The 26,549-nt window shown below is 62.9% G+C and carries 28 protein-coding genes; 23 read left to right on the plus strand and 5 right to left on the minus strand.

Annotated features, from left to right (window positions below):
- Window positions 1-5: 5 nt before the first annotated feature.
- From ACEPP2_RS14395 to ACEPP2_RS14420, 6 genes are all read left to right on the plus strand, one after another.
- Window positions 6-1,040: a sensor histidine kinase gene (locus ACEPP2_RS14395; protein WP_152339554.1), complete on the plus strand. Its 1,035-nt coding sequence runs from the start codon at window positions 6-8 to the stop codon at window positions 1,038-1,040.
- A gap of 208 nt (window positions 1,041-1,248) precedes the next feature.
- Window positions 1,249-2,538 (plus strand): hemolysin family protein, encoded by a 1,290-nt coding sequence (locus ACEPP2_RS14400; protein WP_142589906.1) that lies wholly within the window; start codon window positions 1,249-1,251, stop codon window positions 2,536-2,538.
- The gene (locus ACEPP2_RS14405; protein ID WP_142590139.1) at window positions 2,538-3,113 is read left to right on the plus strand and encodes a 5-formyltetrahydrofolate cyclo-ligase; all 576 of its coding nucleotides are present in this window, start codon (window positions 2,538-2,540) and stop codon (window positions 3,111-3,113) included. Before ACEPP2_RS14400 ends, ACEPP2_RS14405 begins: the two co-directional genes overlap by 1 nt.
- Window positions 3,114-3,128: 15 nt before the next feature.
- A complete protein-coding gene (locus ACEPP2_RS14410; RefSeq protein WP_139346360.1) occupies window positions 3,129-3,953 on the plus strand; it encodes a TIGR00282 family metallophosphoesterase in 825 nt (274 codons plus the stop codon).
- A gap of 98 nt (window positions 3,954-4,051) precedes the next feature.
- Window positions 4,052-4,903 carry an MBL fold metallo-hydrolase gene (locus tag ACEPP2_RS14415; protein WP_395516984.1) on the plus strand — a complete coding sequence of 284 codons (852 nt, stop codon included), beginning with the start codon at window positions 4,052-4,054 and terminating at the stop codon, window positions 4,901-4,903.
- 100 nt (window positions 4,904-5,003) lie between these two features.
- Window positions 5,004-5,750 (plus strand): YebC/PmpR family DNA-binding transcriptional regulator, encoded by a 747-nt coding sequence (locus ACEPP2_RS14420; protein WP_142590138.1) that lies wholly within the window; start codon window positions 5,004-5,006, stop codon window positions 5,748-5,750.
- A gap of 22 nt (window positions 5,751-5,772) precedes the next feature.
- Here ACEPP2_RS14420 and ACEPP2_RS14425 read toward each other — a convergent pair whose 3' ends face one another.
- Window positions 5,773-6,771 (minus strand): LLM class flavin-dependent oxidoreductase, encoded by a 999-nt coding sequence (locus tag ACEPP2_RS14425; RefSeq protein ID WP_395516985.1) that lies wholly within the window; start codon window positions 6,769-6,771, stop codon window positions 5,773-5,775.
- 102 nt (window positions 6,772-6,873) lie between these two features.
- Entirely contained in the window at window positions 6,874-7,890 is a 1,017-nt protein-coding gene (locus ACEPP2_RS14430; RefSeq protein WP_395516986.1) for a hypothetical protein, read from the minus strand.
- 202 nt (window positions 7,891-8,092) lie between these two features.
- On the opposite strand from ACEPP2_RS14430, the gene ruvC reads away from it, so the two are divergent.
- From ruvC to ACEPP2_RS14465, 7 genes are all read left to right on the plus strand, one after another.
- Complete coding sequence (gene ruvC / locus ACEPP2_RS14435; protein ID WP_395516987.1) at window positions 8,093-8,617, plus strand: crossover junction endodeoxyribonuclease RuvC; 525 nt, start codon at window positions 8,093-8,095, stop codon at window positions 8,615-8,617.
- Between the two features lie 46 nt (window positions 8,618-8,663).
- Window positions 8,664-8,915: an AbrB/MazE/SpoVT family DNA-binding domain-containing protein gene (locus ACEPP2_RS14440; RefSeq protein WP_395516988.1), complete on the plus strand. Its 252-nt coding sequence runs from the start codon at window positions 8,664-8,666 to the stop codon at window positions 8,913-8,915.
- Between the two features lies 1 nt (window position 8,916).
- Window positions 8,917-9,333 (plus strand): type II toxin-antitoxin system VapC family toxin, encoded by a 417-nt coding sequence (locus ACEPP2_RS14445; protein WP_395516989.1) that lies wholly within the window; start codon window positions 8,917-8,919, stop codon window positions 9,331-9,333.
- A gap of 15 nt (window positions 9,334-9,348) precedes the next feature.
- Complete coding sequence (gene ruvA, locus ACEPP2_RS14450) at window positions 9,349-9,966, plus strand: Holliday junction branch migration protein RuvA (protein WP_395516990.1); 618 nt, start codon at window positions 9,349-9,351, stop codon at window positions 9,964-9,966.
- A gap of 72 nt (window positions 9,967-10,038) precedes the next feature.
- Entirely contained in the window at window positions 10,039-11,079 is a 1,041-nt protein-coding gene (ruvB, locus tag ACEPP2_RS14455) for a Holliday junction branch migration DNA helicase RuvB (RefSeq protein ID WP_077549868.1), read from the plus strand.
- On the plus strand, window positions 11,080-11,985 hold the full coding sequence (locus ACEPP2_RS14460) for a metallophosphoesterase (protein ID WP_395516991.1): 906 nt from the start codon (window positions 11,080-11,082) through the stop codon (window positions 11,983-11,985).
- Between the two features lie 39 nt (window positions 11,986-12,024).
- Complete coding sequence (locus ACEPP2_RS14465) at window positions 12,025-12,240, plus strand: hypervirulence associated TUDOR domain-containing protein (protein WP_077549589.1); 216 nt, start codon at window positions 12,025-12,027, stop codon at window positions 12,238-12,240.
- Here ACEPP2_RS14465 and ACEPP2_RS14470 read toward each other — a convergent pair.
- Genes ACEPP2_RS14470 through ACEPP2_RS14480 form a run of 3 tightly spaced genes read right to left on the minus strand, consistent with a single transcriptional unit; the run spans window position 12,227 to window position 15,206 of the window.
- A complete protein-coding gene (locus ACEPP2_RS14470; RefSeq protein WP_395516992.1) occupies window positions 12,227-13,132 on the minus strand; it encodes an NAD-dependent epimerase/dehydratase family protein in 906 nt (301 codons plus the stop codon). The two genes, ACEPP2_RS14465 and ACEPP2_RS14470, sit on opposite strands and share 14 nt — an antisense overlap.
- Entirely contained in the window at window positions 13,129-13,986 is an 858-nt protein-coding gene (locus tag ACEPP2_RS14475; RefSeq protein ID WP_395516993.1) for a glycosyltransferase, read from the minus strand. The genes ACEPP2_RS14470 and ACEPP2_RS14475 overlap by 4 nt, the downstream gene beginning before the upstream one ends.
- Window positions 13,986-15,206: an NAD-dependent epimerase/dehydratase family protein gene (locus tag ACEPP2_RS14480; protein WP_395516994.1), complete on the minus strand. Its 1,221-nt coding sequence runs from the start codon at window positions 15,204-15,206 to the stop codon at window positions 13,986-13,988. Before ACEPP2_RS14480 ends, ACEPP2_RS14475 begins: the two co-directional genes overlap by 1 nt.
- A 122-nt stretch (window positions 15,207-15,328) precedes the next feature.
- On the opposite strand from ACEPP2_RS14480, the gene ybgC reads away from it, so the two are divergent.
- From ybgC to glmM, 10 genes are all read left to right on the plus strand, one after another.
- Window positions 15,329-15,799, plus strand: coding sequence for a tol-pal system-associated acyl-CoA thioesterase (gene ybgC, locus ACEPP2_RS14485; protein WP_395517079.1), 471 nt, complete (start codon window positions 15,329-15,331; stop codon window positions 15,797-15,799).
- Window positions 15,800-16,009: 210 nt separating this feature from the next.
- Window positions 16,010-16,729 carry a protein TolQ gene (gene tolQ / locus ACEPP2_RS14490; protein ID WP_077549584.1) on the plus strand — a complete coding sequence of 240 codons (720 nt, stop codon included), beginning with the start codon at window positions 16,010-16,012 and terminating at the stop codon, window positions 16,727-16,729.
- Between the two features lie 21 nt (window positions 16,730-16,750).
- Entirely contained in the window at window positions 16,751-17,203 is a 453-nt protein-coding gene (gene tolR, locus ACEPP2_RS14495; RefSeq protein ID WP_052639206.1) for a protein TolR, read from the plus strand.
- Window positions 17,204-17,212: 9 nt separating this feature from the next.
- The gene (locus tag ACEPP2_RS14500) at window positions 17,213-18,334 is read left to right on the plus strand and encodes a hypothetical protein (protein WP_395516995.1); all 1,122 of its coding nucleotides are present in this window, start codon (window positions 17,213-17,215) and stop codon (window positions 18,332-18,334) included.
- A 20-nt stretch (window positions 18,335-18,354) separates the two neighbouring features.
- Complete coding sequence (gene tolB / locus ACEPP2_RS14505) at window positions 18,355-19,659, plus strand: Tol-Pal system beta propeller repeat protein TolB (RefSeq protein WP_052639202.1); 1,305 nt, start codon at window positions 18,355-18,357, stop codon at window positions 19,657-19,659.
- Between the two features lie 174 nt (window positions 19,660-19,833).
- Window positions 19,834-20,373, plus strand: coding sequence for a peptidoglycan-associated lipoprotein Pal (pal, locus tag ACEPP2_RS14510; RefSeq protein ID WP_077549581.1), 540 nt, complete (start codon window positions 19,834-19,836; stop codon window positions 20,371-20,373).
- A gap of 176 nt (window positions 20,374-20,549) precedes the next feature.
- Window positions 20,550-21,524, plus strand: coding sequence for a tol-pal system protein YbgF (ybgF, locus tag ACEPP2_RS14515; protein ID WP_077549580.1), 975 nt, complete (start codon window positions 20,550-20,552; stop codon window positions 21,522-21,524).
- An 8-nt stretch (window positions 21,525-21,532) separates the two neighbouring features.
- Window positions 21,533-22,867 (plus strand): tRNA lysidine(34) synthetase TilS, encoded by a 1,335-nt coding sequence (gene tilS, locus ACEPP2_RS14520; protein ID WP_395516996.1) that lies wholly within the window; start codon window positions 21,533-21,535, stop codon window positions 22,865-22,867.
- 99 nt (window positions 22,868-22,966) lie between these two features.
- Complete coding sequence (gene ftsH, locus ACEPP2_RS14525; protein WP_281976578.1) at window positions 22,967-24,901, plus strand: ATP-dependent zinc metalloprotease FtsH; 1,935 nt, start codon at window positions 22,967-22,969, stop codon at window positions 24,899-24,901.
- A gap of 212 nt (window positions 24,902-25,113) precedes the next feature.
- Complete coding sequence (gene glmM, locus ACEPP2_RS14530) at window positions 25,114-26,469, plus strand: phosphoglucosamine mutase (RefSeq protein WP_395516997.1); 1,356 nt, start codon at window positions 25,114-25,116, stop codon at window positions 26,467-26,469.
- Window positions 26,470-26,549: the final 80 nt, after the last annotated feature.

Consider the following 26,549-nt stretch of genomic DNA (forward strand, 5'->3'; position numbering starts at 1 on the left):
AGCAGATGCCGCAGACCATACTCTATGTCGACGACGATCTCGCGCTGGCTCGCCTGGCGCAGAGATATCTGGGGCGTGCCGGCTATGACGTCGTGCATGCCGCGGATTCGTCTTCGGCATTGGAGGCGCTGGAGAACGGATCGTTCTCAGCGATCGTGCTGGACCACTACCTGCGTTCGGAAACCGGGCTGCAGATCCTGGCCGCGCTGAAGCAGCGCAATATCTCGCTTCCCGTCATCTACGTCACCGGCTCAAGCGAGGCGACCATCGCCATCGAGGCGCTGAAGAGCGGTGCTTCCGACTATGTCATCAAGACGGTCGGCGAGGAATTCTGGCCGCTGATGGAAAGCGCGTTGCGCCAGGCCATCACCAATGCCGAGCTGCGGCAGGCCAAGGAAAAGGCCGACCAGGAGATCCGGCTCGGCAAGGAACGGGCGGAGGTCCTGCTGGCCGAAGTCAACCATCGCGTCGCCAACAGCCTGGCGCTCGTCGCCGCCCTTATCCGCCTGCAGGTCTCCAACAGCAAGAGCGAAGAGGTGAAGGAGGCGCTGACCGAGACGCAGGCCCGCATCACGGCGATCGCCGGCATGCACCGCAGCCTCTACACGTCCGACGATGTGCGGCAGGTGGAGATGGACAAATATCTCGGGACACTCGTCAAGGAAGTGCAGAATTCGGTCAACATGGAACAGCAGGGGCCGGTAATCCGGCTTGAGGCCGACCCGGTGTCACTTGCCTCCGACCGCGCCGTGTCCGTCGGGATGATCGTCACCGAGCTGCTGACAAATGCGATCAAGTATGCCTATCCCGAGGGAGGCGAGGGAGAGGTTCGTGTCGCCCTGCAGCAGCAGGGAGGCGAGAAGGTGCTCCTGAGCGTCGAGGATGACGGAATCGGCTGGACGCAGAACGATGCGCCCAAGGGCACGGGCCTTGGCAGCCGCATCGTCAAGTCCATGGCTGCGACGCTCGGCTCAGCCGTCCAGTACAGGCCGAGAGCCAGCGGGACCCGCGCCGAACTCCTTCTGTCGCTCCAGTCCTGACGCCCATGTCGACCAGTTGGCTGCCATTGCCACCGGGGCTCCCGAGCCCTATCATTTTCTTTACCTGGATAAGCGACCTCTGCCGGTGCGATGTTGGCACGAGACGGCCGCGAAATCCCTGGACGGAAGTTTCTGGGCGACCTGCGCCCAGTCGCGTTGCCGGTGCAGCGCGCAAGCGGGTCGGTTCCGTCCCAACAGAGAGCTTCTCTTGTTAGTCGAAATTTCGATCGTCCTCGCGCTTACCGTCCTCAACGGCGTTCTTGCCATGTCGGAACTTGCCGTCGTCTCGTCGCGCCCAGTACGGCTGAAGGTCATGGCCGAGCAGGGGAACAAGGGTGCCAGGATGGCGATCCGCCTCGCCGATGACCCGGGCCGGTTCCTGTCCTCGGTTCAGATCGGCATCACGCTGGTCGGTATCCTGTCCGGTGCGTTCTCCGGCGCAACGCTTGGATCGCGCTTTGCGGGATGGCTGGCGACGCAGGGTCTGGCAGTCGGCACGGCGAACGCCATCGGCGTCGGTACGGTGGTTGTCGCCATCACCTATCTCTCTCTCATCGTCGGTGAACTGGTTCCGAAGCAGATTGCGTTGCGGGCTCCGGAGACGGTCGCGGCCCGCGTTGCTCCGGCCATGACGCTGGTCGCCAAGATCGGCGCGCCGCTCGTCTGGCTGTTGGACATTTCCGGCAAGCTCGTTCTCGGCCTGCTGGGGCAGAAGGGCGCGTCTGCCGATCGGGTGACGGACGAGGAAATCCGGACCGTTCTTGCCGAGGCGCAAAGCGCCGGCGTCATCGAGACCGAAGAATCGGCGATGATTTCCGGCGTCATGCGACTTGCAGACCGCACGGCGCGCGGATTGATGACCCCGCGCCGCGACGTCGAGGTGGTGGACATCGAGGACGATGCGGCGGAAATCCGGGAGCAGTTGAGAGCTACTCAGCGTTCGCGTCTGCCCGTTCGCAACGGGAGTTCCGACGAAATCCTGGGCGTTCTCTTCGTCAAGGACGCCTTTGACTTCATCGCCACCGGCAAGAATTTCGACATCAGGTCCCTGATGCGGGACGCGCCCGTTGTCTCCGACCTGACCGGTGCGCTGGACGTAATACAGGCACTGCGGCGCACGACGTCGCACATGGTCCTGGTCTATGACGAGTACGGGCACTTCGAGGGCATCATCACTTCGGGGGACATTCTTGAGGCCATCACCGGTGTCTTCCAGGAGGACGAGACGGAGGAGCCGGCCATCGTCGCCCGCGACGACGGCTCCTTCCTGGTGGCGGGCTGGATGCCGATCGATGAATTTTCTCATGAGATGGGCCTTCGAGTAGACGGGCACCCGGATTACGAGACTGTCGCCGGGTTCGTGCTCGATGAGATCAAGCACCTGCCTGAACTCGGTGAATGCTTCGAACGCCAGGGCTGGAAGTTCGAGGTGGTCGACCTCGACGGCCGGCGGATCGACAAGCTTCTTGTCAGCAAAGCCGGAGAACCGGCTGAATGATGGACGACAGTGCAAGCAAACCACGCTTGAGGGCCGGCCGACTGGCGGCCCGCGATGCGATCCCGATGGCGGAGCGTATCGAGAAGAGCCTGCAACTGGCGGATCACGGTCTCGCGACAATCCCAGTCAGCCCCGGCGACATCGTATCCGGTTTCCTTCCTATTCGATCGGAGGTGGACCTGCGCCCGCTGATGGCGGGCCTGAGGCAGCGCGGTGCGCGGATCTGCGTGCCGGTCATTCTCGACAAGGAGCGGATCGTATTCCGGGAACTCGTGCCCGGTGCGCCACTGCTCGACTGCGGTTTCGGTACATCAGCACCGGGACCGGATGCCGCCGAACTGGAGCCGGACATCATGCTGGTGCCGGTCGCCGCCTTCGATGCGACCGGTCAGCGGATCGGCTATGGAGGCGGCTATTATGACCGCGCCATCGCCCGGTTTCGCGAAAAAGACCTGCAGCCGCGTCTTATCGGGATTGCCTTCGACTGCCAGGAAGTGGCATCAGTCCCCGCCGAACCGCACGACGTGAGACTGCCGGCCGTGCTGACCGAAAGTGGCCTGCGCCACCTCGACTGATTTGATTGGACAAGCATGCGGCTTCTGTTTCTCGGCGACATGGTTGGCAAGAGCGGGCGCACGGCGGTGTGGGAACGCCTTCCTGGCCTCATCTCGGACCTGCGGCTCGATTTCGTCATCGTCAATGGCGAAAACGCAGCAGGCGGCTTCGGGATCACCGAAGACATCTTCCTCGAAACCATTAACGCCGGTGCCGATGTGGTGACGACCGGCAATCATGTCTGGGACCAGAAGGAGGCGGTGGTCTTTGCTGATCGCCACGAGCAGTTCCTCCGCCCCGCAAACTATCCGTCCGGAACGCCGGGTCGGGGTTCCGGCATCTACTACGGCCGCAACGGGGCGAGAATCCTGGTCGCCAACATCATGGGGCGGGTGTTCATGCATCCGGAACTCGACGACCCGTTCAAGAGCGCCGAAGCGATTCTCGATGCCTGTCCGCTGAAGGAACAGGCGGATGCGATCGTGTTCGACTTTCATGCAGAGGCGACCAGCGAGAAGCAGTGCTTCGGCCACTTCGTCGATGGCCGCGCCAGCCTCGTCGTCGGAACGCATACCCATGTGCCGACCGCCGATTGCCAGATTCTCAACGGCGGCACCGGCTACATGTCGGATGCCGGCATGTGCGGTGACTATGACTCCTCGCTCGGAATGGACAAGGAGGAGCCGCTGAACCGCTTCATCTCGAAGATGCCGAAGGGCCGCTTCGAAGCTGCGAGCGGTCCGGCGACCATCTGCGGTGTCGGCATCGAGATCTCCGATTCCAGTGGATTGGCAGAGAAGATTGCACCATTGCGAATTGGTCCGCGCCTGGACGAGACGATACCGGCTTTCTGGGCCTGACCCACATGACACAAATGTGAGGAAGGTGGCGGTCAAAGCCGCTGGACCGCCTTTTGTTGTTGCCGCATTCTCTCCCGTGCAACGGGTCAGGGAGTGGCATGATGCTGCGGACTGTCGCCTTCCTTATGTTCGGACTTTCGATTGCCGCGCCGGCCGCTAGTCAGGATTCTGCAGCGGCGGTCAGCCAGTGCCAGGCGATCGCGCAGTCACTGCCGGACACGCGCTTCGCCCGCTGGTCCCCCCAGGATGCGCTGCCGGTTATCCTTGCCCAGACCGAACAGCCTTCGGAACTTGTCGACAGGGAGACGGTGAGGATCACCTATGTCGGTCATTCCACCTATTTCATCGAAAGCCCCGGCGGCATCGGCATCGCGACCGACTACAGCGGCGTCTACAGGCCCTCGCGGCTTCCCGATGTGGTGACGATGAACAAGGCGCATTCCACACACTTCACGCTCGCTCCGGATGCCGGCATCGAACATGTCCTTGCCGGATGGAGCGACATGCCCGGTGAGAAGGCGCAGCACAGCGTGGTAGTTGGCGATGCCTATATCCGCAATGTCGCGACCGATATCCGCTCCTGGGGCGGCGATTTCGAGGAGAACGGCAACTCCATCTTCATCTTCGAGATCGCGGGCCTGTGCATTGGGCATCTGGGCCACCTGCATCACGAACTCACCGACAGCCACTATAGCGAGATCGGGCGGCTCGATATCCTCATGGTCCCTGTCGACGGCGGATTGACGCTCGGTGCCGACAGCATGAGCCGGGTCGTCGACCGCTTGCGGTCGTCCATCATCCTGCCGATGCATCGGCCCGGCGCGCTCGACCGGTTCATTTCCATGCTCGGCGAGGGCTTTGATGTCACCTATGCGCGGGAGCCGACCATACGGGTTTCCATGCGCACGCTCCCCAGGCGGCCGACCATCCTCGTGCCCCAGGGGATGTGAGACGGCTGCGATGCGTGAAACGGTGACGGGCGCTTGAACCGGCGGCTCATCGAAACTATAACCCGCGGCATTCCACGAAATAGACGTGATCAGGGGTGTCATGGCCGGCCATTCACAGTTCAAGAACATCATGCACCGCAAGGGACGGCAGGACGCGATCCGTTCCAAGATGTTCTCCAAGCTTGCGCGCGAGATAACCGTCGCCGCGAAGTCGGGACTGCCCGATCCCGCGGCGAACTCGGCGCTGCGGCTGGCGATCCAGAATGCCAAGGCGCAGTCGATGCCGAAGGACAATATCGACCGGGCGATCAAGAAGGCTTCAGGCGCCGATGCGGAAAACTACGACGCCGTGCGTTACGAAGGCTATGGCCCGGGTGGAGTCGCCGTCATCGTCGAAGCGCTGACCGACAACCGTAACCGCACCGCATCTTCCGTCCGCTCGACCTTCAGCAAGGCCGGCGGCGCACTCGGTGAGACAGGCTCGGTATCCTTCTCCTTCGACCATGTCGGCGAAATTACCTACAAACTTTCGGCCGGTGATGCGGACAAGGTGATGGAAGCAGCCATCGAGGCGGGCGCGGACGACGTCGTTACCGACGAGGACGCGCACGTCATCACCTGCGCCTTCGAAAGTCTGGGCGAAGTGACCAAGGCGCTGGAAGCAAGCCTGGGCGAAGCCGAAACCGTGAAGACGGTCTGGAAGCCTCAGAACACCGTTCCGGTGGACGAGGAGAAGGCGCAGTCGTTGATGAAGCTCATTGACACGCTCGAAGACGATGACGACGTACAGAACGTCTACTCCAACTTCGAAGTCTCCGACGAAGTCATGGCACGGCTCTCGGCCTAAGCTAATTGGGAGGAGGCGCCCGCTAGAGCGCCTTCTCCATCATCGGCAGGCCGGCGAAGAGCTCGACCGACCTCAGCCGCGCCTCGATGTCGTGGATCGGCATCGAGACGATCAGTTCATCGGCTCCCGTTTCAGTCAGGAAGGGCTTGAGCTTCGCCTCCAGCGTTGAGGGCGAGCCGACCGCAGCATATCGCAGCGTGTGCTCGACGCTCATCCGTTCCATGTCCGACCAGAGGCCGTCCATCGTGTCCACGGGCTTCGGGAACTTGCCGCGGACGTTGCGACGAAGATTGATGAACTGCTGCTGCGAAGAGGTGAAGAGCCGGGCGGCCTGTTCGTCCGTATCGGCCGCCACGCCCATGACCCCTACCATGACATAAGGTCTTTCAAGCGTCTCCGAAGGCTGAAAGCGCTCGCGATAGATGGCGATGGCGTCCATCAGCATGTCCGGCGCAAAATGCGAGGCGAAGGCGTAGGGGAGGCCAAGAGCTGCGGCGAGGTGGGCGCTGTAGATGCTGGACCCGAGCAGCCAGAGGGGCACATTCGAGTTGGCGCCGGGTATGGCGAGTATCGGCTGGTCGTCCGTCGGCGCACCGAGGAGACGCTGCAATTCGACGATGTCATGCGGGAAATTCTCCGCGCCCGCCTCGAGGTTGCGGCGGAGCGCCCGGGTGGTGCGCATGTCGGTGCCGGGAGCGCGACCAAGGCCGAGGTCGACGCGGCCGGGGAAGAGCGCCTCAAGGGTACCGAACTGCTCGGCAATCACCAGCGGCGAGTGATTGGGCAGCATGACACCCCCCGAGCCGATGCGGATGCGGCTGGTCGCTGCGCCGATGTGGCCGATGACGACGGAGGTGGCGGCACTGGCGATCCCCGGCATGCCGTGATGTTCTGCGAGCCAGATGCGCTTGTAGCCATGTTCCTCTGCCGTTCGTGCCATCTGCCGCGACTGGTCGAGCGCGTCGCCGACCTCGAGGCCGTCAGGTACGGGGGAAAGGTCGAGAATGGAGAACGGAATCATCTGCAATCCTGAAAGAACGGAACGGGAGGTCCGCCTCATATAGGCATTCGATCAGCCGATGCGAGCCGCTGACAGGCGATCCTTCCCGGCGGCCCGGTTCGTTCAGGATTTGACGAGCTTCAGATGATTGCGTCGGCCGCTTCCGGGGCTCGGCGTGATGGGCGGGTAGCTTTCTCCCGCAGATTTGAAGCGGTCCGCTTGCCGCTCGATCTCCGCGGCTGCCCTGTCGATGGCGTCCAGATGGAAAAGAGGCGGGTGTGGCATCCGGTCCGGATCCTGAACCCTGCGGGAGGTCGAGCCGAGCTCTGACCGGATTGTCTCCAGTTCTCTTACCTGCCGACGGGCATCTTCACCGAGTGCCTGCGCCTGCGTGCCGGCTGCCTCCAGATAAAGATGCTGCGCCTGAAACTCCCGATCCAGTTCGCCGATCGCATTCTTCGAAGCGTCGACGGATTGAATTGCCCCATCCGCTTCGCGGTCGATCGCTTCGAGCGTGGTGCCGATCTGCTGGGTCAGAGCATGTAGCGTTTTCGCAGCACCAAGAGTGTCACCGCTCGCGGGGCCGGCTTGCGCGGCATTGACGCCGCTGTTGAGGGCAAGCAGGGCTGCTTCCCGCACGACCGGCCGAATGTCCTCCACCAGCGCCTTCAACTGGGCAAGAGAGCGGGTGGCATCGCCTGTCGCGGTTCCGGCTGCCGTCGCCGCCTGGCGGGGCCGGTCGAGGTCGAGACGGGCATTGTGCAGGATGGTCGCGACATGTTCTGCGCGGCCGGACTGGCTGCGCGTGGCGTTCGAGCCGCCGGCGAGAGAAGCAAGTGCCGCGGATACGGCAGCGGTTCGCGCGGCGTCGTCTTCCCCGTTGAGGTGGAGGCCGAAACGCAGTTCGGTCGATTCCGATCGCAGTTCACGGGTGCGGCTGATGATCTCGTCGAGGCTGGCGGTCAGCGACCTCAGTCCCCGGTTGAAATCCTTCCGCATGCCATCGAAGGTGCGGGGAAAGGCGATGTCCATGTTCTGGTAGATGTCGCCGGCGGCAAATCTGCGGAGGCTGCCGTCAAGGGCGTCCGCCACCGCGCGTAGTTCCAGCAGTTCGTTCTCGAGCCTGTCTCGATCCCGCATGTCGGCCTCCTCATGATTCCGTATGCGCATGTTCTGGCGAGCTAATTCACCATGAGGAAGAGTGTTGCATGCAAGGCAGGCCTTTTGCACCGAACTTGGCCAACATGGTTAACGGCCGATCAGCAGTCTGGCTCGCCTTTTGTTTTTGTTTTGTTCACATCTTGCATGGCAATGCTGATGCTCCAGCCCTAGGATAACGTCCATGACAGATACGATTCGCATCATCGGCATCGACCCCGGCCTCAGGCGAACAGGCTGGGGTATCATCGAAACGCTCGGCAACAGTCTTCGTTTCGTCGCATCCGGCACGGTGACATCGGACGGCGACATGGATCTCGCCTCACGCCTGTGCCAGTTGCATGATGGGCTGGCAGAAGTCGTTCATGCCTATCAACCCGACGAGGCGGCGGTGGAGCAGACCTTCGTCAACAAGGACGCGGTCGCGACACTGAAGCTTGGGCAGGCGCGAGGTGTGGTGATGCTTGTTCCGGCACGCGCAGGTCTGCCGGTTTCGGAATACGCCCCCAATGCAGTCAAGAAGGCCGTGATCGGGGTGGGGCATGGCGAGAAGCAGCAGATCCACATGATGCTGAAGATCCTGATGCCGAAAGCCACCTTCGTGGGGAACGACGCGGCGGATGCGCTCGCGATCGCCATCTGCCACGCCCACAATCGCGGCGGCGACCGAATGCGAAAGGTGCTGGCGACCGCTCGACCATGTTCTTGACTTGTTCCGTCGGTAATAGTAAGTATTACCGATCAGGAGCACGAACATGCGCGTGACATCGAAGGGACAGGTCACCATTCCGCGGGATCTGCGGGAACTGGTTGGCATCGAACCGAATTCAGAAGTGGTCTTCACCATCGAGAACGGCAAGCTGGTTGTCGCGCCGAAGAACGATCCGTTGCACGAGCAGGAGCGGCAGCGGCTTGACGGCTTCATGGCGACGCTGCGGCGTCTCGAAGGGACCGGGGATCCATCTATCGATGCGGACGCCCTGATGGGTATGACGAGAGACCGTTGAAATGGCCGTTCTGGTCGACACCAACATCCTCGTCGATATCGCCGTACGCGACCCGATTTGGCTCGAGTGGTCGCGGGGAGCGCTCGCGAAGCTCGCAGGTCGGGTGCCGCTGATCATCAATCCGATCATCTATGCCGAATTCTCCGTGCGCTATCGCGATATGAACGAGGTTGAAGCGTTGCTGCCGGCGGAGGAATTCCGGCGCGAGGGCTTGCCGTGGGCCGCCGCCTTCGCGGCCGGTGCGGCGTTCGGCGCGTACCGGCAGGCTGGCGGAGCGCGGGAGCGAGTGCTGCCGGACTTCCTGATCGGGGCGCACGCCTTGATCCGCGGTTATTCCATCGTCACGCGCGATCCGAAGGGCTATCGCCGCTACTTTCCCGACGTTCGCCTTATCACCCCCGAAACCCATCCCCTCTAACGGACAAACCCACCCATGATCGGCAAGCTCAAAGGCACCATCGACGAGATCGGCGACGACTATGTGCTCGTGGATGTGCATGGCGTCTGCTACGAGGCATTCTGCTCGTCCCGCACTCTTTCCCGGATGGGGTCAGCCGGCGAGGCGGTGGTGCTCTTCATCGAGACCTATGTCCGCGAGGACCAGTTGAAGCTGTTCGGCTTCCTGTCGGCGCTGGAGCGGGAGTGGTTTAACCTGCTCCAAAGCGTGCAGGGCGTCGGCGCCAAGGTGGCGCTCGCCGTGCTTTCGACGCTGACGCCGTCGGAACTGGCGAACGCCATCGCGCTGCAGGACAAGACGGCCGTGTCGCGGGCGCCGGGCGTAGGACCCAAGGTGGCGGTCAGGATCGTCACCGAACTCAAGAACAAGGCTCCTGCATTCGGCGGCGAGGCCGTCGCGAACATCGGTCTGAAGCAGGAACTGGGAGAGGGCGTGGCCTCGGCTCCCGTTGCCGATGCCGTGTCGGCACTCACCAACCTCGGCTATTCCCGCGACCAGGCCGCCAATGCTGTTGCCGCCGCGCTGAAGACAGCGGGCGAGGGGGCAGACAGCGCAAAGCTGATCAGGCTGGGGCTCAAGGAACTGGCGCGGTGAGAGTTCTGTGCGGGTGCCAAGTCTGCCGCCTTCGTGTATGGATCGGCCAGGAGTTTCTGACGGACATGAATGATGAGTGATGCCGCCCGCCTCATATCGCCGGAAAAGCGGGGCGAAGACCTGGACACGACGCTGCGCCCGCAGTCTCTGGAGGAGTTCACGGGCCAGGCGGAGGCGCGGGCCAATCTCAAGGTTTTCATCGAGGCGGCGAAGAACCGTGGCGAGGCGCTCGACCATGTCCTCTTCGTCGGGCCGCCAGGCCTCGGCAAGACGACGCTGGCGCAGATCATGGCAAAGGAACTGGGCGTCAACTTCCGCTCGACCTCCGGCCCGGTGATCGCGAAGGCCGGCGACCTCGCAGCGCTCCTGACCAATCTCGAGGAGCGGGACGTGCTCTTCATCGACGAGATCCACCGGCTCAACCCGGCGGTGGAGGAAATCCTCTATCCGGCCATGGAGGATTTCCAGCTCGACCTGATCATCGGCGAAGGACCCGCCGCCCGTTCGGTGAAGATCGACCTCTCGAAATTTACCCTCGTCGCGGCGACCACCCGTCTCGGGCTGCTCACCACGCCGTTGCGCGACCGGTTCGGCATTCCCGTCCGGCTCGCCTTCTATACGGTCGAGGAACTGGAACTCATCGTGCGCCGTGGAGCGCGGCTGATGAACCTGCCGATGACCGATGACGGCGCACGCGAGATCGCCCGCCGTGCCCGTGGAACGCCGCGCATTGCCGGTCGGCTGCTGCGGCGCGTTCGCGACTTTGCCGAGGTGGCGCGGGCCGAGGCGGTGACACGGGAGATCGCTGACGAGGCACTGACGCGGCTGCTCGTCGACACTCGCGGCCTCGACCAGCTCGACAACCGCTATCTGACGATGATCGCGATGAACTTCGGCGGCGGTCCGGTCGGCATCGAGACCATTGCTGCCGGCCTCTCCGAACCGCGCGACGCGATCGAGGACATCATCGAACCCTACATGATACAGCAGGGCTTCATCCAGCGCACGCCGCGCGGGCGCGTCCTGACCGCGACCGCATGGAAGCATCTCGGCCTGCAGCCGCCAAAGGACCTTGAGACAGCACAATTCCGCCTGACGCTCGAGGATGAATAGTTGCTCACGCGCCGAAGCTTGCTGAAGCTGGCTGGTGCGGGGCTGGCGGGCCTGGCAGCGGCCGTTGCATATCCTTTTACTGAAGTACTGGCGCGGCCCCGCATCGAACAGTACCGGCTGACGCCGAATGGGTGGCCGGAAGGTCTCCGGCTGCGTGCTTGCGTCGTTGCCGACATCCATGCGTGTGAACCCTGGATGGATCGCCGCCGGATCGAGGCAATCTGCGCTCAAGCCCTGAATCTGAAACCTGATATCATCCTTCTGCTGGGTGACTACCTTTCGGGAATGACGCTCAGCACCGATCACCTTGCACCATCAGAATGGGCTCCCGCGCTAAGAAGCCTCGCAGCACCTCTGGGCGTGCATGCGGTTCTTGGCAACCACGACTACTGGGAGGATAGCGCGTTCCAGCAGGATCCGACGATGGTGCCGCTCGTAGTGCGTGCACTGGAAGGCTCAGGGGTGATGGTGCACATCAATCGTGCAGTGCCAATCGAGAAGGACGGGAAGCGCTTCTGGCTGGCCGGCCTGGGAGACCAGATGGCACTACTGCCCAGCGCGGAATTCGGCCGACCGCATATGAAGGGTGTCGATGACCTGCAGGCGACGCTGGCTCAGGTCGCGGGCAGTGAGCCCGTGATACTGCTGGCGCACGAGCCGGACATCTTCAACGCCGTGGATGACAGGGTCGCGCTTACAGTGAGCGGCCACACGCATGGCGGTCAGATCAATCTCTTCGGCTGGCGGCCATTTTCTGCCTCGCCGGGATCCGCACTCTATCCCGGGGGCGTCTATCAGAAGGGAAGATGTCATCTTGTGGTCTCCCGCGGCCTGGGGTGCTCCGCCATTCCCGTTCGCATCGGTAACCGACCTGAGCTTGTTCTTCTGGAACTTGGGAACGAGTGATCCTCCTAGCAGTTTCGCCGTCGCAACAGGGAGAACGAGATGGCGAAGATCAACAAGGGCGACGACGTCGAGTGGACGTGGGGTGCCAACAAGGCCCAGGGCAAGGCGGATCAGAAGTTTACGAGCGACGTCGAGCGCACCATCAAGGGCACAAAGGTGAAGCGCAAGGCGAACGAGGAAGAGCCGGCCTTCCTGATCAAGCAGGAGGACGGCGACCGGGCGCTGAAGAGCCAGTCGGAACTCAAGAAGCGGTAGCGTTCGGTCCGAGATAGCCCCTTGCGAGCTTTTCGGCCGTTGCAGCAAGAAGCGCGAATCCGCCGGGCTCCCAGCCGAGGCTGCGGATTCGGTCTGTTGACATTACAGCGACCTGTGCGGTCTCGGCCTCCCGCGGCAATGGGTGGATGGAGCCTGTGATGTGCTGGATCGGCTCCAGGATTGCACGGGTATCGGTGACGATGTCGGATATGTTGAAGGCGCCGCGGACGAGGTTCGCGTCGGATTCGATCATCAGGCGCACCGCCTGCGCGACGTCTTGCCCATGCACTTCGCTACCGGCGCGCGGGAAGACCGCTCTTCCCGCGAGGTAGTTGGCAATCAGGTCATCCCATTTGTTCGGACGAAGCTCGCCATAGACGCCGGTCAAGCGCAGGCTGGAGGTGACGAAGCCGGGCCCATCGAGGCGTGCCAGCGCCCATTCTGCCTCCAGCTTGACCTGCCCGTAGAGCGACGTCGGGGAGAGAAACGCGTCTTCGTCGAGTTTCTGGCCGGGGGGAATGCCGTCATAGACGGCACGGCTGGAGGAAAAAATTGTCCGCCGAACGCCGGCTGCCTTGGCTTCCTCGAAAAGACGGATGCTGGCTTCAAGGTTGAGCCGGCGAAAGCGCTCGGGATCGCCACCTTCGCCGCCACGATATCGGCCGGGCAGATGATCGAAGGCGGCATGAACGAACGCATCGATGCCGGCAAACGCGCCTCGCTGGTCGAGATCGGGATTCAGTGACAGCGGCACGAACGGGACCGTATGAAAGAACCAGTCCGGCGGTGGCGCGGTCCGGCCGCCCACCACGACCTCATGTCCCGCGCCCTGCAGCCCCTTGACGATGTAGCGGCCGACGAGGCCGGCTCCGCCGGAGACCAGCACCCTCATCCGGCTGATCCCGGTCGTGGGAGCGTCGAAAGGTCCGGGAGCTTTCCGTTCCGGTGAACGAAGTTCCAGAGCTCGATCAGCGGCCGGAGCCTCTCCGCCTTCGGATGGTTCTCCTCCCACGGCTTCTCGTACTGGTAATGCAGGATCGAGATGCTGTTCCAGTCCCAGAGCTCCGGCAGGTTGAACCAGACATATTGCAGCATGTTCATGAAGACGGGCAGGCCGTGCCAGTCCGGAAAGAATGTCTCGAGAAAGGTCTGGTCGGTGCGCCGCCAGAAGGCGTCCGGCTCATCCAGCCGCTCCAGCATTCGCCCGAAGGTCTCAGCGGATGGCTTGGCAACGAAGACGCCGGAGTTCAGCCGGTGGAAGTCTGCAAGACTCTCATAGACATTTGGGGCTGCCGAAAATTGCGGATAGTCGAACAGCCTGTCGATATTGCGCAGCACGAGCGCGTCGGCATCGATGAAGACGCAGGTATCGTATTCCTCCAACTGCCAGAGGCGCAGCTTGCAGAAGTTGTCGAGCGGCGTATGGAAGTCGGGCTTCCGGCCCTTGGCGAAGGGCGCTGCGCCATGGACCGCCTTGCGGGCATGGCGGGCGTTGAACCCGTCCGACAGCGGCAGGTGGTCGACCTCCACAAGCCGGCATTCCAGAGCCCCCAGCGGCGCGAGCGTGGTTGCGTCCACGCCTCCCGTATGCAGGACGACGATGTCTGCGGACGTGGCGGTGAGACGCAGCGACTGCGCCAGCACCTTCGCACCGAGAGCGTAGTCGGCATTGGTGACCAGGGTAACGAAGGCGTGTCGGGTGCGGGGAGGGGCGGCGCGAGTATCCGCTCCAGGTCGCTCGGTCATCAGGACACCGACTTCAGCCGCTTGCCCTCCGGATCGTGCTCGACCTTGGCGGCGATGTCCCTGGTCCAGGCGGAGACGGCCGGGACGCGGGAGCGGTCGACGCGATAGGCGAACTTCTTCGCCACGTCGACGATCTCTTCAAGCAGCCCTTCGCCGAGCGTCGTCGGCGCAAGCCCGAGGTTCAGGAACTTCTCGTTCTTCACCACAAGGTCGTTTTCCGCCGCTTCCTTGCGAGGGTTCGGCAGCCAGGCGATCTGCGATCCGGTCATCCGTGCGACCATCTCGGCGAGGTCACGCACCCGATGGGTCTCGGTCATCTGGTTGAAGATCTCGACGCGGCCACCGCCCTGGGGCGGGTTCTTCAGGGCGATCTCGATGCAGCGGACGGAATCCTGGATGTGGATGAAGGCGCGGGTCTGGCCGCCGGTGCCATGTACCGTCAGGGGATAGCCGATCGCTGCCTGGATGAGGAAGCGGTTCAAGACCGTACCGTAGTCGCCGTCATAGTCGAAGCGGTTGACGAGCTGGGCATGGCGGCGGGTCTGCTCGGTATGGGTGCCCCAGACGATCCCCTGGTGCAGGTCGGTGATCCTCAGGCCGTCGTTCTTCGCGTAGAAGGCGAAGAGCTGCTGATCCAGGCATTTCGTCATGTGGTAGATGGAGCCCGGATTGCTCGGGTAAAGGATCTCCTGGCTGACCGTACGGCCGTCCATGGTTTCGATGCCGACCGGCAGGTAACCTTCGGGAATTGCCGCGCCGACGGTGGAATAGCCGTAGACGCCCATGGTCCCGAGATGGATGAGGTGGGCGTCGAGATCGAGTTCCACCATTGCGTTCAGCAGGTTGTGCGTCGCGTTGACGTTGTTGTTGACCGTATAGTTCTTGTGGCGGTCGCTCTTCATGGAGTAGGGCGCGGCGCGCTGCTCGGCGAAGTGAATGATGGCGTCCGGCCGATGCCTGGCGAGCCAACCCTTCAGTAGTTCATAGTCCTTGGCGAGGTCGATCAGGTGGAAGTGGATGCGCCGTCCCGTCTCCGCATGCCATACGCGCGTCCGCTCCTGGATGGAATCCATCGGCGTCAGCGACTGAACGCCCAGTTCCGTGTCGATCCAGCGGCGTGAGAGGTTGTCGAGGATGTGGATCTCGTGGCCCGCGTCGGAAAGGTGGAGGGAGGTCGGCCAGCCTACGAAACCGTCGCCACCAAGCACTGCAATCTTCATGAATCAACTCCGCTGGTTGTCCGTCCGGGTTCCAGATAGGGCGGATATGTGACAGGAACACAATACCTCCCCAACGGCCCGGCGGCCATCGGGGCATCACGTCGATCCACTAAGGCATGACTATGACAGACGAGGTTTTTCTTCTTTCGGGGCAGTTGACCAAGACCGGGCACCGGCTGGTTCAGCGGGTCTACTATGAGGACACGGATTTCTCTGGGCTTGTCTACCATGCCCGCTACCTGCATTTCCTGGAACGGGGACGGACAGACTATCTGCGATGCCTCGGCTGCCAGCAGAGCGATCTTCTCGCGGCGGACGAGGAGGGTCTGGTCTTCGTCGTCCACCGGATGGAGATCGACTTCAAGATGCCGGCGAAGATGGATGATGCCCTGACCATCCTGACGACGACGGAGAAAGCCGGCGGCGCCAAGATGGTTCTCAGCCAGGAAATCCGCCGCGGAGAGACGTTGCTGATCGCCGCCAAGGTGGTAATTGCGGTGATCAACCGCCACGGCCGGCCGCGGCGGTTGCCGGAAAGCGTGGCGGAGAAGTTTCTACAGTCATCGAACGAGGTCGCGATTGATCTCCGGTAACCGATCCTTAACCATAATAAGCGCTTACTGAAACGCGAGGAAGTTGTGCAACGCACGCCTTCCTTTGACCAAATTTGAAAGCGAGAAGCCATGCTGAAAGCTCAGGGCACCTTGGGATAGAGAGCAACCAGCGACCATGGATTCTCGCGAGAGCGCTTTTGAACCCGCCCGGTCCTGTGCCGGGCGTTTGGATTCGGGGATATTGGATAGATGGAAGAGGTAGGTTTGGCGGCAGCGACCCACGACGTCAGTCTCTGGGCGCTGTTCATGCAGGCGGGTTTCGTCGTCAAGCTGGTCATGATCGGTCTCCTCGGAGCCTCGGTCTGGACCTGGGCGATCGTTATCGACAAGTACGTCAGCTACAGCAAAGCCAAGCGCCAGTTCGACCAGTTCGAGCAGGTGTTCTGGTCCGGCCAGTCGCTGGAAGAGCTCTACCGGACACTTGCCGAGCGGCAGAACGGCGGCCTTGCCGCCATCTTCGTTGCCGCCATGCGTGAGTGGAAGAAGAGCTTCGAGCGCGGTGCGCGGTCTCCGATCGGCCTGCAGATGCGTATCGACCGGGCCATGGACGTGACCATGGCGCGCGAGAGCGAAACCTACGAGTCCCGCCTCGGCTCGCTGGCGACGATCGGATCGGCTGCGCCGTTCATCGGCCTCTTCGGTACCGTCGTCGGCATCATGACCTCTTTCCAGGCGATCGCCGGCTCAAAATCGACCAACCTCGCCGTCGTTGCGCCGGGTATTGCCGAAGCGCTTCTCGCAACGGCGATCGGTCTCGTGGCGGCTATCCCCGCTGTCATCGCCTACAACAAGTTCTCCGCCGAGGCTGGCAAGCTCACCGGTCGCATGGAAGGCTTTGCCGACGAGTTCTCGGCCATCCTGTCGCGGCAGATCGACGAGAAGCTGCAACCGCGCGCTGCGGCTCAGTAAGCGGCCGAAGGAGACACGTCCATGGGTATGTCGGTTGGAGCCAAGGGTGGTAGCGGCGGGCGCAGAAGGCGCGGCGGACGCAAGAACGGCCTGGTGAGTGAGATCAACGTCACGCCTCTCGTCGACGTCATGCTTGTGCTCCTGATCATCTTCATGGTCGCGGCACCGATGATGACGGTCGGCGTGCCAATCGACCTGCCGGAAACGCAGGCGAAGGCGATGAACGCCGACACGCAGCCGATCACCGTCTCCGTCAATCCCGCGGGCGAGATCTATCTCCAGGAAACCGCGATCGCCCTCGATGAGGTCGTGCCGAAGCTCGAGGCCATTGCCACCACCGGATACAACGAGCGCATCTATGTGCGCGGAGATACCGCTGCGGCTTACGGCGTGGTCATGAAGGTGATGGCGCGCATTTCGGCTGCCGGCTTCAAGAATCTCGGGCTCGTCACCCTGCAGGAACAGGAGCAGTAACAGGTCGCGATGAAGGGAAGTCTCGGGACATCTCTGGTAGTGCACTCGCTGGTGCTGGGCTGGGCGCTCGTGTCGATCGGCTCCCCGGCGTCATTCGATGTGGCCGAAGTCGAGGCGCTGCCGGTCGATATCATCCCGGTGGAATCGATCACCCAAATCCAGCAGGGCGACAAGAACGCGCCGATGGCTGAAAAAGCTGCGCCGGTGCCGACGACGAAGCCGAACATCGTCGAGCACGCCGAAAACGCCGGCGACAACGATATCGACCTGAAGGCGCCACCGACACCCGCGAAGCGTCCGGTCGAGACGGAGGTTGCCGCGGCGCCGGAGAAGACCGAAAAGCCGCTGCCCAACCCCACGACCGAGACAAACCAGGTCAAGGAGATCGTGCCGGAGGAAACGGCACCGAAGCCGACCGAGGTCGCAGCACTTCCCGAGTCAAAGCCCGAGATCGCGCCCGAGCCGAAACCTGAGCCGACCCCCGAGCCGGTGCCTGAAGAGGCCGCCGCCGAGGAACTGCCTCTGCCCGACGCCGTTCCGGTGCCTGCTGCGCGGCCGAAACCGGAGCCGCCGAAGGAACAGGCGAAGCCCGTTGAGAAGCCAGCCGAGAAAAAGCCGGAAGCGCCAAAGGCGGTCGAGAAGCCGACGGACAAGAAGGTTGCTGACAAGAAGCAGGAGACGGCCAAGTCGACCTCCTCGAAGGAAAGCGACTTCAACGCCGATGAAATCGCCGCCCTCCTCAACAAGCAGGACGCCGCCGGTGGCGGTGCCAAGCGCTCGACGGAAACGGCCTCGCTGGGCGGCAAGAAAACCACCAGCGGCTCCACACTCAGCCAGAGCGAGATGGACGCCCTGCGCGGCCAGATCCAGAACAACTGGTCGATCATTGCCGGCATCGAGGGCGCCGAAGGGGTTATCATCACGGTCAGGATGAACCTCGACGAGAGCGGCCAGATCGTTGGCCGGCCACAGGTTTCGGCGACCGGCGGCTCCGACACGGCGCGGCGCACGCTGGAAGGCAGCGCCCTTCGAGCCGTCATGCGCTCGGCCCCGTTCAAGAACCTCCCTGTCGAGAAATACGATGCCTGGAGCGAGGTTGTCGTGAACTTCGACCCCAGCGAAATGCTGTAAAAGCTGAAAGGCTGAACACTATGATGAAACGTTCTTTCATCCGCCTGATGATCGCGTTTGCCGGGATGGCGATGTCCTTCGCTCCGGCTCACGCGCTGGTGGAGATCAACATCAACAAGGGCAATGTCGAGCCGCTGCCGATTGCGATCACCGACTTCCAATCGGGCAATGAGCTCGGCGCGCAGATCAGCCAGGTAATCGCCGCCGACCTTCAGCGCTCCGGCTTGTTCGCCCCGGTGAACAAGAGTGCCTTCATCGAGAAGATCTCCAATCCGGACCAGCAGCCTCGGTTCGAGGACTGGAAGGTGATCAACGCGCAGGCGCTCGTCACCGGCCGCGTCACCCGTGAGGCCGACGGTCGTCTGCGTGCCGAATTCCGTCTCTGGGACACCTTCGCCGGCCAGCAGATGACCGGGCAGCAGTTCTTCACCCAGCCGGAGAACTGGCGTCGGGTCGCCCACATCATCGCGGACGCGATCTACGAGCGCATCACCGGGGAGAAGGGCTATTTCGACACCCGTGTCGTGTTCGTGTCCGAAAGCGGTCCGAAGAACGCCCGCCAGCGGCAGCTGGCCATCATGGATCAGGATGGCTTCAACGTCCGCCAGCTGACGAACAGCAAGGACATCGTCCTGACGCCGCGCTTCTCTCCCAACCGGCAGGAAGTCACCTACATGTCGTTCGAGGGCGACCAGCCGCGCGTCTACCTGCTGCAGCTGGAAACCGGGCAGCGCGAAGTCGTGGGCAATTTCCCCGGCATGACATTCGCGCCGCGTTTCTCGCCCGACGGCCAGAAGGTCATCATGAGCCTCCAGCAGGAGGGTAACTCCAACATCTACACCATGGACCTGCGCTCGCGGACCACGACCCGGCTCACCAACACGGCAGCCATCGATACCTCGCCCTCCTACTCGCCGGACGGCAGCCGCATCGTCTTCGAAAGCGACCGCGGTGGACGCCAGCAACTCTACGTGATGGGCGCCGACGGTTCTGGGCAGACTCGCATCTCCTTCGGCGACGGGTCCTATTCCACCCCGGTCTGGTCCCCTCGTGGCGACCTCATCGCCTTCACCAAGCAGTCCGGCGGCAAGTTTTCGATCGGTGTCATGAAGCCGGACGGTTCCGGCGAGCGCATCCTGACCACCGGGTTCCACAATGAGGGCCCGACCTGGGCGCCGAATGGCCGCGTGCTGATGTTCTTCCGGCAGAACGCCGGGGCAGGTGGGCCGCAGCTCTATTCGATCGACCTGACCGGCTATAACGAGCAGCAGATCAAGACGCCGGCCTATGCATCCGACCCGGCGTGGTCGCCGCTGCTTGAATAATGGCGGAATGCGGACAGAGGCAGATTGCTGCCTCTTTGCCGCCCCATTCTCCTGAAAAAGGAGCGACTTAAGGGACGTCGAATCGGTTTGTTAACCATATACCTTTCAGGTGGGTTAACCGAGACCAGTTAGAGTTCAGCAACTCTGATACGTTGATCTAAGGAGAGACCGGCCATGAGCCGCACCGTTACCCCGGCGATGAGCCGCATGCAGACACTCGCTCGCAACCCGGCCGTCATTGCGTTGACGCTGGCACTCGCGCTTGCTGGCTGCGCCAACAAGAAGAACCTTCCGAACAATGCGGGCGACCTCGGCCTCGGTGGCGGCGCCGGTGGCGCTGCGACTCCCGGTTCCAGCCAGGACTTCACCGTCAATGTCGGTGACCGGATCTTCTTCGATACCGACTCCACCTCCATCCGTGCCGATGCCCAGCAGACGCTTGACCGGCAGGCGCAGTGGCTGCAGCGCTACCCGAACTACGCGATCACGGTCGAGGGTCATGCCGACGAACGCGGCACGCGCGAATACAACCTGGCCCTCGGCGCGCGCCGTGCCGCCGCCACGAAGGAATATCTTGCCTCCCGCGGCGTTCCGGCCAACCGAATGCGCACGATCTCCTACGGTAAGGAAAAGCCGGTGGCGGTTTGCGATGACATTTCCTGCTGGTCGCAGAATCGCCGGGCAGTCACCGTCCTCGGCGGCGCCGGAATGTAGTCGTCAGCGACGACAAACGATTTCGTGAAGGCGGTCCAGGTGGCCGCCTTTTCGCTTTTTCATAGTTTGGCCGAACTTCGCTCCAATTAAGGTTGAGAGTTCAGTTGCATTTTGGCGCGGATTGACAAAATCTCCACTCGCGCCAAAGGGGCGCAGATCAAAGCAGGACGGACGATATGAAGAAACTTGTCTTGGCAGCAATGCTGGGGCTGATGGTGGCGGGCGGCCCTGCCGGGGCATTCTCATTGCCCGAACTTCTGCCGGGGGGAAGACAGGCCCCGCAGCAACCGGATGACTCGGAACAGCCCATGGTTCTTGCGCAGAGCGGCGATGCATCGATCCGCGTCCAGCAGCTGGAGGAACAGATCCGGCAGTTGAATGGCCGGATCGAGGAAATGAGCTTCCAGTTGTTGCAGATGCAGGAGCAAATGCGAAAGACGCAGGAAGACAATGAGTTCCGCTTCCAGGAGCTCGAGAAAAGCGAAAACGGAGCGGCCGGGAAACCGGCCGTCGCCGCTTCAGGCTCGTCGCAAACGGTCCCCGAGCCGCCAGCTGACGACGTAGCGCGTATCATCGAGACCCCGCCGGCAACGGAACCATCCGGGGCCGCTCCCGGCGAAACGGTTCTCGGCTCGATCGAGTTCGACCAGAGCGGCAACCCGAAGACGGTCACTCGTAACGAGGCAGACAATTCGGCTGGCCTCCCCGGTGTCGACGCGGGACCCGGCCTGCCGCAGGCGCAGGATCCCCAGCAGACCGCGTCGCTCGGGAGCGAGAGCGATGTCTACCAGGTTGCCTACAATCACATTCTCTCCGGCGACTATGCACTGGCGGAGCAGGAATTCACGCAGTATCTCGCCAGTTTCCCGGAAGGCTCCCGCTCGGCAGATGCGAGCTTCTGGCTGGGTGAGGCGCAGTATTCGCAGGGCAAGTACAACGAGTCGGCGCAGACCTTCCTGAACGCCCACCAGACCTACGGCACATCAGCGAAGGCCCCAGAAATGCTGTTGAAGCTCGGCATGTCCCTTGCTGCCCTCGACAATAGCGAGACGGCCTGTGCCACCCTGCGGGAAGTGACGAAGCGCTATCCCAAGGCCCCTCGCGCCGTCCTTTCCAAGGTTTCTTCCGAGCAGAAGCGTCTCGGCTGCTGATCGCGGCCGTGCAAATCGGAACTCAGCCAGCCATTTCGCCTAACGAAGCCATCCGCAGCCTGCTGGCCCGACTGGCAAGGCCGGCCCGGCTCCTCGTCGCCGTGTCCGGCGGGAGCGATTCACTCGGTCTCCTGCTCTCCCTGGCCCGCCATCCACATGAAGGCATCACGCTCCTTGCGGTGACCGTCGACCACGGCCTGAGGGAGGCATCGGCGCAGGAGGCGGCTGAGGTGAGCCGCATCTGCCAGGGACTTGGCATCCCGCATGCGACGAAGAGGTGGCTCGGAGACAAGCCCGCCACCGGTGTTGCGGCCGCGGCCCGCGAGGCGCGCTATCGCCTGCTCTGCGAGGCGGCGGATGAGGTTCGAGCAACCGCCATCCTCACCGGCCACACGCTTGATGATCAGATCGAGACGGTGACGATGCGGGCGGCCCGGGCGAGCGAACCCGATGCCCCCGGACTCGCCGGTATGGCTGAGGCCGTGCTTCTCCATCGCCGCCACTGGCTGTTGCGGCCGTTCCTTCGGACGAGGCGGGAAGAAATCCGGATTTTTCTGAACAGACTTGGCCAGGACTGGCTCGAGGATCCTTCCAATGCCGATCGCCGTTCTGAGCGGGTCCGCACGCGACTTGCACTGGCGGAGAAGCCAGCGGTCCTGCTCGACCAGATCGATGCCGTCTCCCGCCGACGCCAGGACATCGCCGACTCTGTGGCCAAATGGCTTTCCACCTACGCCACTGTCCAGCGCTCGGTGCTGATGCGAGTACCGGGCGAGGGGCTTTCCGTGGACCGGATCGTTCTGCGCTATGCCCTGTCCACGTCGATTGCCGTTCTCGGCGGACGCGAGCAGGGACCGGCGGGTCACACGCTCGACAAGCTGGTTGACGCATGCCGGCTCGAGACGCCCTGGAAGATGACGGCAGGACGGGTGCTGATCGACCGCCGCAGATCCGGGCTCTATCTTTGCCGCGAGAGCCGCAATCTTCCTTCGCTGACGCTTAATGCCGGCGAGATAGCTGTCTGGGACGGCCGATTCCGGCTCGTCAATCGCGGTGCTGAGCCGCTGTCGCTGGTTCCGGCGAGAAACCCCGAAGGCGCCGCAGGACTGTTTGGGGAGGTCCCACCCTCCATCGCACTGCGGGCAGCGGGGGTATTGCCTCCCGAGCCTGCCGAAGGTTTTATGGGCACGGCGACGGAAGGCTTCTTCAGCAGGCCGCTGCTTGCCCCATTCGACCGCTTTTTGCCTCAGTTCGACCTTAGTGTCGCGGGCGCTTTCGCAAAGCTGATGGGATGCGACCATTTCGCGCCCGTTCCCATCGAGGATTCGGTTCGGAAAAGATAACCAGTCCAGCCGCTTTGCCTTGGCAAGGGCCAGGTGCACCCCTATGTTAGCCGCAAGCACAGGCGGCTCTCAGGCCACCTCTCACTTCCGGGGAGTTCGATGAACCCAAACTTTCGCAATTTCGCCCTCTGGGCGATCATAGCGCTTCTGCTGATCGCGTTGTTCAGCATGTTCCAGACGGCGCCGTCACAGACGAGCTCTCGGGAGATCGCGTACTCGCAGTTCCTCAGTGATGTAGAGAGCGGTCGCGTTCGCGAGGTTGTCGTGACGGGCAATCGCGTCATGGGGACCTATGTCGAGAACGGCGCTGGCTTCCAGACCTATTCTCCGGTGATCGACGACTCCCTGATGGAGCGCCTCCAGTCGAAGAACGTCACCATCGTGGCGCGGCCGGAGAGCGACGGCTCCTCCGGTTTCCTGAGCTATCTCGGAACCCTCCTGCCGATGCTGCTCATCCTCGGCGTCTGGCTGTTCTTCATGCGACAGATGCAGGGTGGTTCCCGCGGCGCGATGGGGTTCGGCAAGTCGAAGGCGAAGCTTCTGACGGAAGCGCATGGACGCGTGACCTTTGACGACGTCGCTGGTGTTGACGAGGCCAAGCAGGACCTCGAAGAAATCGTGGAGTTCCTGCGTGACCCGCAGAAGTTCCAGCGTCTCGGTGGCCGCATTCCCCGGGGTGTCCTGCTGGTTGGTCCTCCCGGTACCGGCAAAACCTTGCTCGCGCGCTCCGTTGCCGGCGAGGCGAATGTGCCGTTCTTCACCATTTCCGGTTCGGATTTCGTGGAAATGTTCGTCGGCGTTGGCGCGAGCCGTGTCCGCGACATGTTCGAGCAGGCGAAGAAGAACGCACCCTGCATTATCTTCATCGACGAAATCGACGCCGTCGGCCGCCATCGTGGCGCCGGTCTCGGCGGCGGCAATGATGAGCGGGAGCAGACCTTGAACCAGCTGCTGGTCGAGATGGACGGCTTCGAGGCGAACGAGGGCATCATCCTGATCGCTGCCACCAACCGTCCGGACGTTCTCGACCCCGCGCTGCTGCGTCCCGGCCGTTTCGACCGCCAAGTCGTGGTGCCGAACCCGGACATCGTCGGCCGGGAGCGCATCCTCAAGGTGCACGTCCGCAACGTGCCGCTTGCGCCGAATGTCGACCTCAAGGTGCTCGCCCGCGGGACGCCTGGTTTCTCCGGCGCCGACCTGATGAACCTCGTCAACGAAGCCGCCCTGATGGCCGCGCGCCGCAACAAGCGCCTGGTCACGATGAGCGAGTTCGAGGACGCCAAGGACAAGATCATGATGGGCGCGGAGCGCCGTTCCTCGGCCATGACCGAGGCGGAGAAGAAGCTCACCGCCTATCATGAAGCAGGTCACGCCATCACCGCGCTCCGGGTGCCCGTCGCGGATCCCCTGCACAAGGCGACGATCATTCCGCGTGGCCGTGCGCTCGGCATGGTCATGCAGTTGCCGGAAGGCGACCGTTATTCCATGAGCTACAAGTGGATGGTCTCACGTCTGGTCATCATGATGGGCGGGCGTGTTGCCGAGGAGCTCACCTTCGGCAAGGAGAACATCACTTCCGGCGCCTCGTCCGACATCGAGCAGGCCACCAAGCTTGCACGGGCGATGGTCACACAGTGGGGCTTCTCCGACGTGCTCGGCCAGGTCGCCTATGGTGAAAACCAGCAGGAAGTCTTCCTCGGCCACTCCGTGTCTCAGTCTAAGAATGTCTCCGAGGCAACGGCACAGAAGATCGATGTCGAGGTTCGGCGCCTGATCGACGAGGCCTATAACGAGGCCCGTCGAATCCTCACGGACCATCATGACGAGTTCGTCGCGATTGCCGAGGGTCTGCTCGAATACGAGACCCTTTCGGGTGACGAGATCAAGGCGCTGATCAAGGGGCAGAAGCCCAGCCGGGATCTCGGCGACGACGCTCCGCCGGCCCGCGGGTCCGCTGTCCCGACTGCCGGGAGCAAGAAGGACGAGCCCAAGGGCGGCGAAGCCGAAGGCGGAATGGAGCCGCAGCCCCACTAGCGATCCGGCCATCGAGATCAACTCTGGAAAGAGCCGTCCCTTTGGGCGGCTCTTTTCTGTTGGTAACGGGATGTAATGGTCTTTGACGCTATTTTATGTGTCAGGACCTGTGAAATATGGCATGACCGCAGCCCCTGAGGGACGGATGAGCCCGTTTGGCCGCGGCAGATGCCGCGAAGCGCGCCATGGAGGCGCGGCACGAAGGAGCATGCATGACACGCCGCTATTTTGGCACCGACGGAATCCGAGGGCATTCTAACGCATTTCCGATGACCCCGGACCTGGCGATGCGCGTCGGGATCGCAGTCGGGAAGATCTTCCGCAATGGCAGCCATCGTCACCGCGTGGTGATCGGCAAGGACACCAGGCTTTCGGGCTACATGCTCGAGAACGCCATGGTCGCAGGCTTTACCGCCGCTGGTCTTGACGCCTTCATCCTTGGGCCGATCCCGACACCTGCAGTGGCGATGTTGACTCGATCGCTGCGCGCCGATGTAGGGGTAATGATCTCCGCCTCGCACAACCCTTACCAGGACAACGGCATCAAGCTCTTCGGTCCGGACGGCTACAAGCTTTCGGACGAGCTCGAGATGCAGATCGAGGATCTGATCGAGCAGGACCTTGGCGGGCAGTTGGCAAAGGCCGGCGACATCGGCCGCGCGAAGCGCGTCGACGGCGTCCACGACCGTTACGTCGAGCATGCGAAGCGGACGCTGCCGCGCGATGCCACACTGCAGGGGCTCCGGGTCGCCATAGACTGTGCGAACGGCGCTGCCTACAAGGTTGCGCCCGCCGTCCTCTGGGAACTCGGCGCCGACGTGGTAACCATTGGCAACGAGCCGGACGGCCAGAACATCAATCTAGACTGCGGCTCCACGAGCCCCGGCGCGCTGCAGAAGAAGGTCCACGAGGTTCGCGCCGACATCGGCATCGCGCTCGATGGTGACGCCGACCGCGTCATCATCGTCGACGAACTGGGCGAGGTGGTCGACGGGGACCAGCTGATGGCAGTCATCGCCGAAAGTTGGCTGGCCGAGGATCGTCTCCAGGGCGGCGGGATTGTCGCAACCGTCATGTCGAACCTCGGGCTGGAGCGCTACCTCACCTCCAAGGGGCTCGGGCTGGCGCGTACGAAGGTTGGCGACCGCTATGTCGTCGAGCACATGCGTGCGCACAACTTCAACCTCGGCGGCGAGCAGTCCGGGCACATCGTGCTGTCCGATTTCGGCACGACTGGCGACGGATTGGTGGCCGCTCTGCAGATTCTCGCTCGTGTGAAGCGGACGGGGCTGCCGGTCAGCGAACTGTGCCGCCGCTTCGAGCCCGTGCCGCAACTGCTGAAGAATGTCCGCTTCGGAGGCGGCAAGCCTCTAGAAGACATGATCGTCCAGCAGGCGATTGCCGATGCCGAAGCAGAGCTCGCAGGCAAGGGACGGCTCGTGATCCGGCCATCCGGCACCGAACCGTTGATCCGCGTCATGGCGGAAGGCGACGACCGCAGTCAGATCGAACGGATCGTCAATGAACTGGTCGACGTCATAGCCAATGTACGGGCGGCGGCTGCCTAAGTTGGCAGCTATCCCTGGAATGAAAGGCCGGCCACAGCGCCGGCTTTTTCTATTTGATTCTTGGTAAAGCGATATAGTTA

Origin of the sequence: Pseudorhizobium flavum (assembly GCF_044142885.1) — a bacterium.
In the GTDB taxonomy this organism is placed as follows: Bacteria; Pseudomonadota; Alphaproteobacteria; order Rhizobiales; family Rhizobiaceae; genus Neorhizobium; species Neorhizobium flavum.